Annotated in this window: 12 protein-coding genes; 2 read left to right on the top strand and 10 right to left on the bottom strand. The window is 68.0% G+C overall.

All coding sequences use genetic code 11. The annotated features are described in order from the left end of the window. Positions 1 to 81: 81 nt before the first annotated feature. From metG to PO605_RS07135, 5 genes are all read right to left on the bottom strand, one after another. Positions 82 to 2148: a methionine--tRNA ligase gene (gene metG, locus PO605_RS07115; protein WP_046238958.1), complete on the bottom strand. Its 2067-nt coding sequence runs from the start codon at positions 2146 to 2148 to the stop codon at positions 82 to 84. A gap of 196 nt (positions 2149 to 2344) precedes the next feature. Next, a complete protein-coding gene (locus PO605_RS07120; protein WP_156135984.1) occupies positions 2345 to 3241 on the bottom strand; it encodes a SphA family protein in 897 nt (298 codons plus the stop codon). Between the two features lie 82 nt (positions 3242 to 3323). Then, positions 3324 to 4775 (bottom strand): amidase, encoded by a 1452-nt coding sequence (locus tag PO605_RS07125; RefSeq protein ID WP_047469467.1) that lies wholly within the window; start codon positions 4773 to 4775, stop codon positions 3324 to 3326. A 303-nt stretch (positions 4776 to 5078) separates the two neighbouring features. After that, the gene (locus PO605_RS07130) at positions 5079 to 6317 is read right to left on the bottom strand and encodes a patatin-like phospholipase family protein (protein ID WP_047469484.1); all 1239 of its coding nucleotides are present in this window, start codon (positions 6315 to 6317) and stop codon (positions 5079 to 5081) included. 56 nt (positions 6318 to 6373) lie between these two features. Further along, a complete protein-coding gene (locus PO605_RS07135) occupies positions 6374 to 6934 on the bottom strand; it encodes a restriction endonuclease (protein WP_016449037.1) in 561 nt (186 codons plus the stop codon). Positions 6935 to 7072: 138 nt separating this feature from the next. Between PO605_RS07135 and apbC the strand changes: the two genes are divergently transcribed. Next, the gene (apbC, locus tag PO605_RS07140) at positions 7073 to 8164 is read left to right on the top strand and encodes an iron-sulfur cluster carrier protein ApbC (RefSeq protein ID WP_012203771.1); all 1092 of its coding nucleotides are present in this window, start codon (positions 7073 to 7075) and stop codon (positions 8162 to 8164) included. Between the two features lie 192 nt (positions 8165 to 8356). Next, the gene (locus PO605_RS07145) at positions 8357 to 9325 is read left to right on the top strand and encodes a LysR family transcriptional regulator (RefSeq protein ID WP_047469462.1); all 969 of its coding nucleotides are present in this window, start codon (positions 8357 to 8359) and stop codon (positions 9323 to 9325) included. Here the strand turns inward: PO605_RS07145 and PO605_RS07150 are convergent. From PO605_RS07150 to PO605_RS07170, 5 genes are all read right to left on the bottom strand, one after another. Further along, positions 9322 to 11646 carry a xanthine dehydrogenase family protein molybdopterin-binding subunit gene (locus PO605_RS07150; protein ID WP_272206199.1) on the bottom strand — a complete coding sequence of 775 codons (2325 nt, stop codon included), beginning with the start codon at positions 11644 to 11646 and terminating at the stop codon, positions 9322 to 9324. The two genes, PO605_RS07145 and PO605_RS07150, sit on opposite strands and share 4 nt — an antisense overlap. A gap of 107 nt (positions 11647 to 11753) precedes the next feature. After that, on the bottom strand, positions 11754 to 12431 hold the full coding sequence (locus PO605_RS07155) for an N-carbamoylsarcosine amidohydrolase (RefSeq protein WP_047474629.1): 678 nt from the start codon (positions 12429 to 12431) through the stop codon (positions 11754 to 11756). Beyond that, positions 12428 to 13513 carry a hypothetical protein gene (locus PO605_RS07160; RefSeq protein ID WP_012203775.1) on the bottom strand — a complete coding sequence of 362 codons (1086 nt, stop codon included), beginning with the start codon at positions 13511 to 13513 and terminating at the stop codon, positions 12428 to 12430. Before PO605_RS07160 ends, PO605_RS07155 begins: the two co-directional genes overlap by 4 nt. A 50-nt stretch (positions 13514 to 13563) precedes the next feature. Then, positions 13564 to 14415 carry an alpha/beta fold hydrolase gene (locus PO605_RS07165; RefSeq protein WP_047474627.1) on the bottom strand — a complete coding sequence of 284 codons (852 nt, stop codon included), beginning with the start codon at positions 14413 to 14415 and terminating at the stop codon, positions 13564 to 13566. Between the two features lie 11 nt (positions 14416 to 14426). Then, the gene (locus PO605_RS07170; RefSeq protein WP_012203777.1) at positions 14427 to 15215 is read right to left on the bottom strand and encodes a maleate cis-trans isomerase family protein; all 789 of its coding nucleotides are present in this window, start codon (positions 15213 to 15215) and stop codon (positions 14427 to 14429) included. Between the last annotated feature and the right edge of the window lie 76 nt (positions 15216 to 15291).

Here is a 15291-nt window from a genome sequence, read left to right on the forward strand (position 1 = left end):
GGCCGCCCCGCACCGAGGGTGTCGCCGGGTGCCCGTATGCCCCCCTTCAGGGGGAAGGCGCGAAGCGACTCAGGGGGCATTTCAATGTATACGCATGCCAGGTGTGGCACCGGGGAAGGGCTCCAGCACGTAGATGCCGGGGTTGGCCTTCTCATCGGCGTGGCTGGCGGCCAGCACCATGCCTTCGGAGATGCCGAACTTCATCTTGCGCGGCGCCAGGTTGGCCACCATCACGGTGAGCTTGCCCTGCAGCTGCTCGGGCTGGTACATGCTGGAGATGCCGGAGAACACGTTGCGTGTCTTGCCTTCGCCCACGTCCAGCGTGAGCTGCAGCAGCTTGGTCGAGCCTTCCACGGGCTTGCATTCCACGATCTTGGCGATGCGCAGGTCCACCTTGGCGAAGTCGTCGATGCTGATGGTTTCGGCAATTTCCTCGCCGCCGGGCAGGACCTTCTCGACCACGGGCTCGGGGGCCTCGAACAGGGCCTCCAGCTGCTTGACGTCCACGCGCTGCATCAGGTGCTTGTACAGGCCGATGGCATGGCCGGCGCCCAGCAGGTTCTGTGCGTCGGCGAACTGCAGCGGCGCCACGTTCAGGAAGCCTTCCACCTGTTCGGCCACGGCCGGCAGGATGGGCTTCAGGTAGATGGTCAGCAGGCGGAAGGCCTCGATGCAGGTGGTGCACACGTCCTGCAGGCGGGCGTCCATGCCTTCCTGCTTGGCCAGCTCCCAGGGCTTGTTGGCGTCCACGTATTCGTTGACGCGGTCGCACAGCTGCATGATCTCGCGCACGGCGCGGGCCGTGTCGCGGTTCTCGAAGGCCTGGACGACGGCCTCGCTCTGGCCGCGCAGCTGGGCCAGCAGGGCCTGGCCGTCTTCGCTGACCGTGCCCAGCTTGCCGTCGAAGCGTTTGGCGATGAAGCCGGCCGCGCGCGAGGCGATGTTCACGTACTTGCCGATCAGGTCGGAGTTGACGCGGGCCATGAAGTCATCGGGGTTGAAGTCGATGTCTTCATTCTTGCCGTTGAGCTTGGCGCCCAGGTAGTAGCGCAGCCACTCGGGGTTCATCTGCAGGCCCAGGTACTTGAGCGGGTCCAGGCCGGTGCCGCGGCTCTTGCTCATCTTCTCGCCGTTGTTCACGGTCATGAAGCCGTGCACGCAGATCTTGGTGGGCGTCTTGCGGCCGCTGAACTTGAGCATGGCGGGCCAGAACAGCGTGTGGAAGGTGATGATGTCCTTGCCGATGAAGTGGTACTGCTCCAGCGCGGGGTCGGCCATGTAGGCCTCGTAGTCCTCGCCACGGCGGTCCAGCAGGTTCTTGAGCGAGGCCAGGTAGCCCACGGGCGCGTCCAGCCAGACGTAGAAGTACTTGCCCGGCGCATCGGGGATCTCGATGCCGAAGTAGGGCGCGTCGCGCGAGATGTCCCAGTCGCCCAGGCCCTCGCTGGTCGTGCCGTCCGGGTTGGTGCGCACGCTGAACCATTCCTTGATCTTGTTGGCCACCTCGGGCTGCACGTGCTGGCCGTCCTGGGTCCATTCGGTCAGGAATTCCACGCAGCGCGGGTCCGACAGCTTGAAGAAGAAATGCTCCGAGCTCTTGAGCACAGGCTTGGCGCCGGACAGCGCCGAGTAGGGGTTGATCAGGTCGGTGGGCGCGTAAACGGCGCTGCAGACCTCGCAGTTGTCGCCGTACTGGTCCTTGGCGTGGCAGCGCGGGCATTCGCCCTTGATGAAGCGGTCGGGCAGGAACATGTTCTTCTCGGGGTCGAAGAACTGCTCGATGGTGCGCGTCTCGATGAAGCCGGCAGCCTTCAGGTCCCTGTAGATCTGCTGGGCCAGCGCGTGGTTCTCGGGCGCGTCGGTGTTGTGCCAGTTGTCGAAGGCGATGTGGAAGCCGTCCAGGTACTGCTTGCGGCCTGCGGCGATGTCGGCCACGAACTGCTGGGGCGTCTTGCCGGCCTTCTCGGCCGCAATCATGATGGGCGCGCCGTGGGCGTCATCGGCACCCACGAAGTTGACCGCGTTGCCCTGCATTCGCTGCGCACGCACCCAGGTGTCGGCCTGGATGTATTCCATGATGTGGCCGATGTGGAAGTTGCCGTTGGCGTACGGCAGGGCGGTGGTGACGAAGAGTTTGCGTGCGGTCATGGATGGCGGCTTTCTCGGGGGAGCCTGACATTCTAGAAGCCCGGGACGGTCGTGGTGCAAGGACGGGCTTTGGAATGCACTGGCCAGGCTCTCTGAGCTTGCGGCGTGGCGCGCCGCCGCGTTGCAGGCATGGTCGCGCAGGACTGGCTGAGTCATGACGCCGCCGTGTCGTGGTACATGACGGCGGGTGCCTGATTCAGAATGGCAGCGTTGCCTTTACATAGAACTGGGTTCCCTGGGGCCGGCTTCTCACGTCGAACTCCTTTTGCAATTTGGCCGTGAAAAGCCAGCCCTTGCCGTCTGCGAACCGGACCGAAGGACCGAAGCCGATTGCGCGTGCCTTGCCGTCGGCGCTGTTGGGGCCTTTGTCCGACGTCGTCTGCTGGAAGATATACCCTCCAACCCCCAATACCCATCCATTGCCGATACCCCATCCTGCCGAGTAGTCCGCATGAATCGCCTGCCCCGAGCGGGTCTGCGTATCGGAGTTGCGTCCGTTGAAGTCGTACATGAGCTTGATGTCGGCGTTGATGCCCCAGTGCTGCACATAGCTCATGACGAAGACTGGCTGGATTGCCCAGTAGTTTTTGCCCAGGCTGGAGGGGTCGTTCTTGTCATATTTGCCTGTCGGCACATACAGATCGACCCCGGCTCCGTAGTAGAGCTTGTCCCCGGAGCGAAAGCCCACGCCCGCTCCGAAGGAGATGTCCGCCAGCCCCCGGTTTTGGAAGTGTGCGCCGGCGGCCCGGAATTTCACATCCACCAAAGGTGCTACGGCATGGAACAGCAGTTGTCCGCCCAGGACTTTTTGCTCGGTGACCCAGACCACACGGGGGGTGATCGCGTTGACATCCACTTTGAAGCCCGGGACCGGCAAGCGGTCGCCGGACCGGTTGCGCAATGTGTCGTAGTTTGCGTTGCCACCGTAAAGCATGAAGTACAGGCCAGGAGGCGGAAGCGCCGAAACCATGAAATTCTCCAGCCCATCTGGAAGGATTGCGAGCCCTCCGCCTTCGGTGGCCATGGCATGCCCGAAAAACTGAGCGCAGACTGCAGCGATCACGCATTGCGTGTGCAGGCGGAATTTCTTCATGATGTCTCCCTGGGGCGTAGTTTTGGGACGAGCAATGCCTGTCTGCCTGCGGGCAGGCAGATTCCATGGGGTGAATAGAGGGTCAGAGGGGGGTGATGGGCGAGAAGCGTCCCGCCCTTCTTTCGATTTCCTGGGCTGCATCGAGAACCAGGTCCTCGCGGAAACGGGGTCCCACTATCTGAACGCCGACCGGCAATCCATCGGCAATGCCGGTGGGCACGGCGAGTGCGGGAAAGCCCAGAAGAGAAATCGCCATCATTGACCAGTTGGAGGCCATGATGCCGCGCATGGTGTCCACGCTGCGGATATCGAATTCCTGCTCGAAGGCCTGCTCGGTACAGGTCGGCAGCAAGATCAGCGGCCATCGCTCCATGAACTGCTGCAGCTGGGCGATCAAGGTGCCGCGACGGGCATAGCCGTCGATGTAGGCCTCCAGCGTGAGATGCGGGCCGCACCATTGCTGGATCACCTCGTAGTAGCAGGCGGCGGCGCGGCGGATGCCATCGTCACCCGTCTGTTCAAGCAGAGGCATCACGTTCCTGAATTCGCCCATGGCCAGCAGCCACCACAGCCGGTAGGCTTGCTCCATCAAGGGAAGCTCCACTTCTTCCACCACATGGCCCGCCTCCCGCAGCATGGCGGCGGCTTCGTCCAGCGCCGCATTGACGGCGGGGCTGGGCTGGGCAATGCCCACGTCCCGCAGCAGGCCGACACGTGGCAGGCCGTTCAGCGCCGGTCCCGAGAGGGGGGCCGGCGCCTGCAGGCAATCGCGTGGATCCGGTGCGCTCATGACGCTCAGGGCCAGCCTCAGGTCCGCGACGCAGCGGGCCAGCGGGCCCTGGGTCATGAAATTCTGGACGGACAGGGGTTGGTGGCCGTTGGGGGGCGCAGTCCAGCTCGGGATGCGGCCGACTGTCGGCCGCAGGCCGACGACGCCGCAGCAAAAGGCCGGCTGGCGTATGGAGCCGCCTATGTCGTTGCCATGTGCGAGCGCCACCATGCCCGTGGCGATTGCCGCTGCCGCTCCTCCACTGGAGCCGCCAGGCGTCTTGCCGGCGTCCCACGGATTGAGCGTGCGGCCGTGGAGATCGTTGGTCGTGGCCCAGCGCAAAGCGAACGGCGGACTGTTGCTGCGGCCCACGAAAATCGCGCCGGCCTTGCGCAGATTGGCGACCGGCGGCGCATCCTCGGTGGCGACCATGTCCTTGAAGGCAACGATTCCGCTGCTGGTGGCCTGGCCTTTCTGGTCGGTATTGATCTTGATGGGAACTGGCACCCCGTGCAGCGGCCCGATGTCTGCGCCCCGGGCCATCTGCTGGTCCGCCTGGGCCGCTGCCTCCAAGGCATCGGCAGCGGACACGCCAGACAGTGCATTGACCAAGGGGTTGACCTGCTCTATCCGGTCCAGGCAGCTTTGCACCAGCTCTTTGGCTGAGATCTCCCGCCTGCGCACTGCAGCCGCCATTTCCACCGCAGTCCAGCGCCATGGCGCACTGGACAGTTGCGGGGATTGTTGAGAGGGAATATGGGCCATACAACTCCTCCAGAGCACCCGATGGTCAGCGCATCGGCAAGAGGTCCACGCGATTCATCGCATTGATTCATATGTGAATCAATGAGTCGCATGAAAACCATGGAGTCGATTTTTGATCCGTCTGTTGATGGATCAAATTGCTGAAAAACCTATTGACTAAATTTTTCGATTGAAATTTTGATGACTTCCTGCAGGCGGTCGTCGAAACCTTCCTGCCACGTCTCTGGACGGTCGCAGGTCATCGACGGGTATGGCCATACCGTCGGCGGCGCAGAGAGCTGGGTGCAGGTTGGGTTGGATGTGTCAGTCCGCAGCCGGCACGCGCTGCCAGCCCAGGAACTGCTCTATGTCGCTGCGCCGCGCCAGCGCGTCGCGCCGGCCCAGGGCCATGAGTTCGCGGGTGAAGCTGCGCTCGAACAGCAGGTAGCTGGCCAGGGCGGCGCCGCGCGGGTCGCTGGCGTCCTGGCGCACGCCCAGGGCGCCCAGCAGGGTGCGCATGGGCAGCGGCAGCTGGCCCACATGGCGCGCGGCGATGGCGTCTATGCGTTCGGACGGCGAGATGACCAGCAACTGCAGCGGGCGCAGCCGGCTGCGTTCGCGGTCGGCGGGCGGGATCAGGGCCAGGGTCTGGTTGATGCGCTCGGCGCGCTCCACATCCAGGGACAGGGCGTCCAGGAAGATGCTCGACAGCGTGTGGCCCGCGATGTGGGCCAGCGACGGGTAGCTTGCGCCTTCTGGCGGCGGCCTGGCCGGCGGCTCGGTGCGCCGGCCCGCGCCCACGACGAGGATGCGCTCTGCGCCCAGGTGGATGGCGGGCGCCAGCGGCGCGGTCTGGCGCATGGAGCCGTCGCCGAAGTATTCGGTGGCGCCGTCCAGCGGCAGCGGCGTGGCCGGAAAGATGAAGGGAATGGCCGAGGAGGCCAGCAGGTGCGCGTGCGTGATCTGGGCGGCGGCGGCCTTGCGCTGGTTGCGCACCCAGGGCTGGAGCTGGTCCTGCGCCTGGCAGAAGGTCACGTGCTCGCTGGTGGTGTAGCTGGAGGCCGAGACCGCCAGCGCGCGCAGGTGGCCGTCCGCGATCAATTGCGGCAGGCGTTCCAGCGGAACCAGGCCACACGACAGCAGGCGGCCCAGCGGCTGGTTGTCCAGCAGCGAGCGCGGGCGCATGCGGCCCCAGCGCGCCAGGGCCCAGCCCAGGGACAGCAGGGTCAGCCAGCGCGCGCCGCTGCGCAGCACGCTCAGCGAGTCGGACAGGTAGATGTCCTCGGGCCGCAAGTTGCGCCAGATGCGCGACATGCGGCGCACGGCCCGGTCGAAATGGTCGCTGCCGCAGGCCAGGGCGGCCGCGTTGATGGCGCCGGCCGAAGTGCCGACCAGGATGGGGAAGGGATTGGGGCCATGCTGCTGGCCGCAGGCGCGGCGTATCTCGGCAATGGCCTCCAGCACGCCGGCCTGGTAGGCGGCGCGGGCGCCGCCGCCGCTGAGCAGCAGTCCGGTGCTGGGGGGAGGGAGGCTGGAGTCGGGTGAGGGCGCGGCATCGGGCATGCCTGGAGTGTGCCGCGCGCCGGCCGTCATCAGATCAGGGGATGACCCCGAAGGGATCAGGCCTTGGCCAGCAGGGAGCCCAGGTCCTTGCCGGAGATCAGGGCGATGCCCTGCTGCTTGGCCCAGGCGGCTGCATTCTCGGCCGGCGGCTGCAGCGACAGGTAGCAGACCGTGGCCGCATCGCGCGCCTGGCCTGCGGCCAGCAGGGCGCGCAGCGGCTCCATGCCGTGCACGCCGGCCTTCCAGCGCCTGGCGCTGGCCACGGTGGTGCGGCCTTCGCGTTCCAGCACGAAGTCGGCGCCGTCCTTGTCGGACAGGCGGGTGACGGTGTAGCCCTCGGCCTGCCAGGCGCGATCGAGCCGATCGGCGAACTCGCGCCAGCTTTGCTGGGCGGCGATCTCCAGGGCCTGCTCCACCTTGGCGGGGCTGGGCGCGCGCAGCTGGCGCCAGGCGGCAACGCAGCCTATGCCGAAGAAGGGCAGGGCGGTGATGGCGGCGAACGGCGCGATGTCCTTGGGCAGCAGCGCCGTGGACACCAGGGTCACCAGCGCGGCCAGCGCGATGCTGATCCACCAGCGCGAGCGCAGCAGGATCGCGAACAGGGAGTTGTGGGCCATCTTGAATTTCACGGGGCGGATCTTTCGCGGAAAAAGGCGGGAACAGGGGCCGCAAAGGCAGCAAGGCCCGCATTGTCTCGCGTGAGCGAGGGGATGGTGCCTTGGATAGACTATCCGGCTCTAGGAGTAATCAAAGCAATGGCAGTCACAGAACAAGCGCTCTTGGCCGCGCTCTCCAGCGTGCTCGACCCCCACACCGGCAAGGACTATGTGAGCACCCGCGCCCTGCGCAACCTGCAGGTCACTGGGGCCGACGTGGCCTTCGACGTGGAGATGGGCTATCCGGCGCAAAGCCTGGTGCCGGCGCTGCGCGGCCAGTTCGTCGCGGCGGCCAAGACCGTCGAGGGCGTGGGCAATGTCTCGGTCAACATCACGTCCAAGGTCGCCGCGCATGCGGTGCAGCGCGGCGTGCAGTTGCTGCCGGGCGTCAAGAACATCATCGCCATCTCGTCCGGCAAGGGCGGCGTGGGCAAGAGCACGACCACGGCCAACCTGGCGCTGGCGCTGGCCGCCGAGGGCGCGCGCGTGGGCATCCTGGACGCCGACATCTACGGCCCCAGCCAGCCCATGATGATGGGCATCTCGGGCCGCCCCGAAAGCCCCGACGGCAAGACCATGGAGCCCATGGAAAGCCACGGCGTGCAGGTCATGTCCATCGGCTTCCTGGTCAACAACGACCAGGCCATGATCTGGCGCGGCCCCATGGCCACGCAGGCGCTGGAGCAGATGCTGCGCCAGACCAACTGGAAGGATCTGGACTACCTGCTGGTGGACATGCCGCCCGGCACCGGCGACATCCAGCTGACGCTGGCCCAGCGCGTGCCCATGACGGGCGCCGTGGTCGTCACCACGCCCCAGGACATCGCCCTGATCGACGCCAAGAAGGGCGTGAAGATGTTCGAGAAGGTGGGCGTGCCCATCCTGGGCCTGGTGGAGAACATGGCGGCCCACGTCTGCACCAACTGCGGCCATGTGGAGCACATCTTCGGCGCCGAGGGCGGCAAGCAGATGGCGGCCGAGTACGGCATCGACTACCTGGGCGCCCTGCCCCTGTCGCTGCAGATCCGCCTGCAGGCCGACAGCGGCAAGCCCACCGTGGTGGCCGAGCCCGACAGCGAGGCCGCGCAGATCTACAAGAAGGTGGCGCGCGACCTGGCCGTGAAGGTGGCGCTCAAGGCGCGCGATTTCACGAGCAAGTTCCCCACCATCACGGTGAGCCAGGGAACCTGAAATGCTGCGCCCCCTGAGCGGCTGCGCCGCTTCCCCCTCTCTCGCTGCGCGGGAGGGGGACGACGCCCTCGGGGCGGGGCGGCCCTTCCTCGGCGTCCCTGGGTTGGATTACGCCAGTTTTTCTCGCACTGTCCATGTCGATCTGATTTGTGCCGAAATCGGTGGCATGGTAATCGACTCAGGTTATTGCGCATGAACCTGCTGACCTCGATGCGGTATCTGGCGGCGCTCAACGAGCACCGCCATTTCGGCCGCGCGGCGCTGGCATGCCACATCACCCAGCCGGCGCTGTCCAATGCGCTGCGCGCGCTGGAGGAGGAGTTCGGCACGGTCATCGTGCGCCGGGGCCGCTCGTTCGCGGGCTTCACGCCCGAGGGCGATCAGGTGCTGGCCACGGCCCTGGCCATGCTGCGGGCCGAGGAAGGCCTGCGCCAGGAACTGAGCGCCGCCGCCGGCGCGCTGCGCGGGCAGCTGCGCATGGCGGCCGTGCCCACGGCCATGCCCATGCTCACGCGCTTTGCGGCCCTGCTGCGCGAGCACCATCCGGGCATCACGCCCGTGGTGCTGTCCATGAGCTCGGCCGAGATCGAGAGCGGGCTCGAAGACCTGTCCCTGGACCTGGCCCTGGGCTACAGCGCGCGCATGCCGCCGCGCGGACCGCGCCTGCAGTCCTGGCCCCAGTACGAGGAGCACTACTACCTGCTGTGCCGCGAGTGCCCCGAGTGCCGCGATGGGCAGGGCGAGGGCCGGCCCTTTGCCTTTGGCGCCGACATCGCCTGGCGCGACGTGGCCGGCATGCCGCTGTGCCTTCTCACGCCCGACATGCACAACCGCACGGTGATCGACGAGGCCTTCGCCACCGTGGACATGGCCGTGCAGCCCGCCATGGAAACCAACTCCGTGCTGACCCTGGTGATGGCCGTGGCGCAAGGAACGGATGGCATGACCACCGTGCTGCCCGGCGCCATGGTGGCCACGGTGCGCCACATGCCGGGCCTGGTGGCCCGGCCACTGCGCTCGCCCGAGCTGGTCACGCCCATAGGCTTCATGGCCCAGCAGGGCGTGGCGCCCACGCGCGCGCTGCAGGCGGCGCTGCAACTGCAGGACGACGCCGGTTGGCGTGCGCAGTGCCTGCGGCATGCGGGGGCGCTGAAAGACTAGGCGGGCTGTGCAGTCTCTGGCGTGGCGTTCAGCGCGGCATTCAGTGCGGCGCGCACCACGTCGGGCGTGAAGGGCGCGGCGTAGAAGCGCCGGCCGGTGGCGTCGAACAGCGCATTTGCCAGCGCGGCCGGGCCGGGGACCGAGGCCGATTCGCCAGCGCCCATGGGGGGCTCGTCCTGGCGCGGCATCAGCACCACTTCGATGGGAGGCAGGTCGCGGAAGCCGATGATGGGGTAGCTGCCCCACTCGCGGCTGGCCACGCCTTGCGCATTGAAGGCGACCTTCTCCATCAGGCTGCGGCTCAGGGTCTGGATGACGTTGCCGTGGATCTGATGGCGCACGCCGTCGGGGTTGACCATCATTCCCGTGTCCTGGCCCACGACCAGGCGCCGCACGGCGATGCGGCCGCTGGCGGGGTCTACGTCGATGTCGATGACCCAGGCGGCCCAGGCCGCGCCGAAGCCGGGAAAGCGGCTGTGGATGTAGCGCGCATAGGCCACGCCGCGCCCGTGCAGCAGGCCGTCGGCGCCGGGGCGGCCCCGGCTTCCCGGCTGGCTTTGCTGCCAGCCTGCGTGGCGGGCCGTGGCCTTGATCAGCTCGACGGCGCGCGGGTCATCAAGGTGACGAACACGGTAGTCCACGGGGTCGGCGCCGGCCGCATGGGCCAGCTCGTCGATCATGCAATCGTGGGCAAAGGAATTGGGCAGGGCCGAGACGCCGCGCAGCCAGGATGAGCGAACGATGGGCGCCATGTCATGGCAGGTGATGCGCTGGCTGGCATAGCGGTAGGGCGGCACGGCGGTGCGGTCGCCCATCTCCAGCGTGCGCGGCTCGCCCGGGATGCGGCCCGTGAGCAGCAGGGCCAGCAGCGGCGCGTCGTTGGAGGGGTAGCGCACGGCAAAGTCGTAGGCCAGCAGTTCGCCCCGCGCATCGATGGCCGCGCTCACGTCCATGAGCTGGGCCGTGCCCTTGGGCTCCCACTGGTGTTCCTGCTCGCGCGTGAGCTGTACGCGCACGGGCGCGCCCACGGCCATGGACAGCAGGGCGGCGTCGGCGCAGACATCGTCGGCGCAGTTGCGGCCGTAGCAGCCGGCCGCCTCCAGGCGCACGATCTCGATGCGGTCCTCGCCCAGTTGCAGCAGGCGGTCCAGGTCGGTGCGCAGCATGTGGGGGTTCTGCGTGCCGGCCCAGAGCTTGAGACGGCCCTCGCTGAAATCGGCCACGGCGCAGGACGGGCCGATGGAGGCATGCATCTGGTAGGGCCAGACGTAGCTGCGGCGCAGTTCGGTGGCCGCACCCGAGCCGACGCCCGCGAAGGCATCGTCCACAGTGCCCTGGTCCACCAGCGAGCGGTGCTGGGCGGGATTGGCGCGTATCGCCGCAGCCAGATCGGATAAGTCAGGCGCCGGCGGCACGGCCTGCCATTGCACGCGCAGTGCGCGCATGGCGGCAATGGCCTGTTCCTCGCGGTCGGCGACCACGCCGACGAAGTCGCCTTCGGTGACCACCTGCACGTTGCCGGGCAGGTGGGCCACGGAGTCGCGCCCCACCGCCACCAGGCAGCGGCCGATGAAGCTGCCGCCGTCGCGGCCCGGGTGCGGAGGGCGGATGACGCGGCCATGGCGCATGCCGGGCACGCGCACATCATGGACAAAGCTCAGCTCGCCCGTGGCCTTGGCGGGGATGTCCACGCGCGCCGCGCCACGGCCGACGAGCCGGTATTCGCTGGCGGGCTTGAGCTTCACCTCCTGATCGGGCGGGGCCAGCGTCAGCTGCAGCTGCTGGCCGCGCAGCAGATCGCCATAGCCGAGTTCGCGGGCATCGCTGCCATCGGCAAAGCGCACCAGGCCTTCGCGCGCCTGGAGCCGGTCCGCTGCCACGCTCCATTGCTGCGCGGCCAGCGCCAGCAGCTGCTCGCGCGCCTGGGCGGCGGCGCGGCGCAGCGGCACGGCCGAGATCTGGATGCTGGCGCTGGCAATGGTCGGGCCCTGGTTGGGTGCGGCGGCCGTGTGGCCCAGCACCATGTCCAGGCGCTCCAGAGGCACTTCGAGTTCTTCCGCCACGATCTGCGCCAGGGCCGTGCGTATGCCCGTGCCCAGGTCCACATGGCCGTTGAAGGCCAGGGCGCGCCAACCCTGGGGCGCGGCTTCGTCGGCCAGCACGGCCACGAAGACCTCGGGCGTGGATTGCACATAGTCGGAGGCCGTGCCGGGCTGGCCGGGCGCAGGGCGCGGCGGCGCCACGGGCTGGCGCACCACGAGCAGGGTGTCGGCGCGCGTGAGCAGCTGTGCGTGCAGGGCTTGGGGCTGGGGCAGGTTCATGGGGCGGTGTTCTTCGCGGGCACGCCTTCAGGCGTGCCCTGTGCATGTTATGCACTCCGGGGCCGGCTGCGCAGGGCCGGCCCCATAGGCGCGTTGGCGCGGTGGGATCAACCTGCGGCGAGGGCGTCGGTGTCGGCGATGGCCTGGCCCAGCGGCATCACGGCCGCGTACTTCTGGGCCATGTCGAACAGGTTGGCCTCGTGCGGGCCCAGGGCGCGGTCGCCGCAGCAGTCGGCCACGACCAGCGGGCGAAAGCCCGACTGCATGGCATCGACCACGCTGGCGCGCACGCAGCCGCTGGTCACGCAGCCGGCCACCAGCAGGGTCTGCACGCCGCGCTGGGCCAGCCAGGGTGCGAGCATGGTGCCGAAGAAGGCCGAGGGCGTGCTCTTGCGCACCACGTATTCGCCAGCGGCCGGGGCCAGCTGGGGCACGATGGCGCTGTGGGGGCTGTCTTCCTTCAGGGTCAGCATGCCGGGCACCTTCAGGCAGAAGATGTTGTGGTCGGCATCGTCGTCCGAGAACACGATGCGGCTGTGCGCCACGGGCCAGCCGCGCTCGCGCGCATGGGCCAGCAGGTGCTGCGTCTGCGCGATGGCTTCGGGGATGTTGCCGCCGCCGAAGACGGCCGGGTCGGCAAAGCCGTTGACGAAGTCGATGATGAGCAGGCCGAACGGGGCCTTGAGCGGCAGCGGTGTGCCGAAGCCCTGGCGTGCGTAGGCAGAGATGTCGCCCTGCACGCCCTCGGTGGGAACGCTCTGCGTGCTGGTGGTGGCGGTTGTCATGCGATGTCCTTTCCTTGCTTGGACCTTTTGGCGGCGCGCGCCAGTCCTTCCTCGTCCTGCACCACGCCGTCGATGACCGTGGGCTTGCCATCCAGCGCCACCGAGCAGTGGCGCATGGGGATGTCGATGTGGCAGGCCGTGGTGCGGCTGCCCCCGGCCTCGTTGTTGGGGCCCATGGACCACAGGAAGTTGCCCTCGAAGGCGCGGGCGTCCATGCCGATGTGGGTTTCCTTGTTGTAGTGGGCCAGCATGGACCAGTGGGCGCGCGGCTGCAGCCCCCAGCCGATGTGGGAGACGGCATAGGCCTCGGGGTCCTCGTAGGAGGCCATGTACTCCTTGAGGATGTCGGCCTGCAGGCCGCCGCTGATGCGCGTGACGTAGCCCTTTTCGATGACGAGTTCGATGGGCTCGGTCACGTAGTCCTTCATGGGCAGCAGGATGTCGCCCCGGTCCAGCACCACGCGGCCGTTGCTCTCGCCCTCGTCGGGCCAGGTCAGCACGAAGCCGCTGGGCCAGTGGTCCCAGCGGCCGGGCTGGTCCACGAAGCCGTATTCGCAGATGGCCGGGAAGCTGCCCAGGCGGCAGCGCAGGTCGGTGCCCGCGGCCGAGGTGATGTGCATCTGCCCGGCCGCCTCGATCAGCTTGGATGCGGCCTGCACGCGTGCGCGGTCGCCCTCGGTGGGCACCAGGCGGCACAGCACCTCGGGCGGCTCCACGGCCAGCAGGATCTTGGTGCCGGTCTGCAGGATCTCGTGCTGCTCGGGCGAGAACAGCAGCGTCATCAGGTCCAGCACCAGGTCGCTGGCCTTGAGCGCGGCGATGGCGGCGGGGTTGCCGGTCAGCGGCGTCGTGCCCAGGTAGGCCAGCGAGTCGCGGCTCAGTGATTTTTCGGCGTTGACGGGCGGCAGGTCCAGGCGGTTGACGCGCGCCCCCATTTCGCTGGAGGCGGCAATGGCGCAGCGCAGCGTCTGCGGGTGCGTGTCGGCGCCCGTGAGCACGGTGACGGTCTGGCCGGCTTCGAGCCGGGACAGCGTGAGCACCTGCTTCCAGGCGTGGATCAGATCGATATCGCTGACGGACATGGTCGGCTCCTTGGTGTCGCGATGGATGGGAGTGGGCTGCGGTTGGACATTCAGTCCACCCGCGCGCCGAGGAAATCGCCCAAGGCCACGTAGAACCCGGCCTCGTTGTCCCAGGGAATCATGTGGCCGGCATTGGGCACGCGCACATGCTCGGTCTGGGGTGCCAGGCCTTGCCACTCGGCCACGTCCTCGCTGCGCACCACGTCGCCGCGCTCGGCCGTGACCAGCAGCAGCGGGTGCTGGATGCGGGGCAGGTCGGCATGGATGTCGTCACGGCCGAAGTCCTCGAAGCTCTGCACGATGGCCGGCTCGTGGCAGGTGTGCAGCCACTGGGCGCGCAGCTGGCGCTGCTCTTCGGTCCAGGTGGGGCAGAAGGCGCGCATGGCCTCGGCATCCATGCCCAGCGTGGCCTGGCGGATGGAGTCCACATACCAGGGCAGGGCGGCCGGGTAGGCGCGGCGGCCGGGGCCGGAGACCGGCGGATCGACGATGACCAGGCGCGTGAGCCCCACCGGCTGGCTGCGCGCGGCGCGCACGGCGATGCGCCCGCCCATGGAGTGGCCGACCAGCGCCCAGCGCTGCAGGCCCAGGGCCTGGGCGAAGGCGGCCACGTCGGCGGCCTGTGCATCGAGGCTGTAGTCCAGGCCCGGGCCGGAGGACGACAGGCCGCGCCCGCGCACGTCCAGCACATAGGTGTCGAACTGGCGGCCCAGGTGCTCGGCCACGAAGCCCCAGGTCACGGCCGGGCTGGTGATGCCGGGGATCAGGATGACGGCGTCGCGCTGCGCGCGTTCGCCCTCGGCGCCGCCGTAGCGCAGGTAGTGCTGGCGGATGCCGTTGGCGTGGACGTTGCCGCCGTAGCGGAATGTGCTGGGGGTGGGGGAGCTGGAATGGCTGGTCATGCGTGTGTTCCTCAGGCCTTGGCTGCGCTGGTGCCGGTGTCGTAGGGGTAGGCGCCCGACAGCAGCGCACCCGCGCCCGGCACCACGGGGTCCAGCCCCAGTTCCTTGAGGATGGCATAGGTGGTGGCGATGGAGGCGGTCAGCACGGGCTTGCCGGTCTGGGCCTCGACCTGGGCCACGGCCGGCAGCGAGGGCATCTGCACGCAGGCCGACAGCACGATCACGTCGGCGTCGGCGTAGTTCATGCCGGCCACGATGCCGGGCAGCTTGGCGGGGTCGTGGCGGCCCACGTCCAGGTTGTCGGGGATCTCCAGCGCGCGCCAGTCCACGATCTCGAAGCCTTCGGCGGCCACGTAGTCCATGACCAGCTGGGTCAGCGGAATCATGTAGGGCGCCACCAGGGCGATCTTCTTGGCGCCCATGACCTTGAGCGCTTCCACCAGCGCGCCGGCGCTGGTGATCACCGGGGCGGTGGCGCCATTGCTGGCCGTGCGCTCGGTCAGGCGCTGCTGCGAGACGCGGTGGTAGCCCTTGCCCATGGCCATGATGGCCACCAGGCAGGCATAGCCCAGCACGTCCACGCGCGCGTCGCTCAGCTCCAGCGCGCAGCGGTCGCTTTCGGCGTCCATGGCGGCCAGTTCCTCCTTCTGGACCTTCTTCATGCGCATGCGGCTGGAGTGGAAGGTGAAGCGGTCCTGCGGGCGCAGCGTGGAGTGGGCCTGCAGCATGGCCGGCACCTCGGTCTCCATGGTGGTGTTGGAGCTGGGGACGATCTGGCCGATGCGGAACGTTTTGGTCATGGACTTGCCTTTGCGAAGTTTCGAGGGTTTCTGATCAGAATCAACTGAGTGTGTACGCTTTATTCTTGCAAAAGAC

This window comes from Delftia sp. DT-2, assembly GCF_028401915.1.
GTDB classification, from domain to species: domain Bacteria; phylum Pseudomonadota; class Gammaproteobacteria; order Burkholderiales; family Burkholderiaceae_C; genus Comamonas; species Comamonas tsuruhatensis.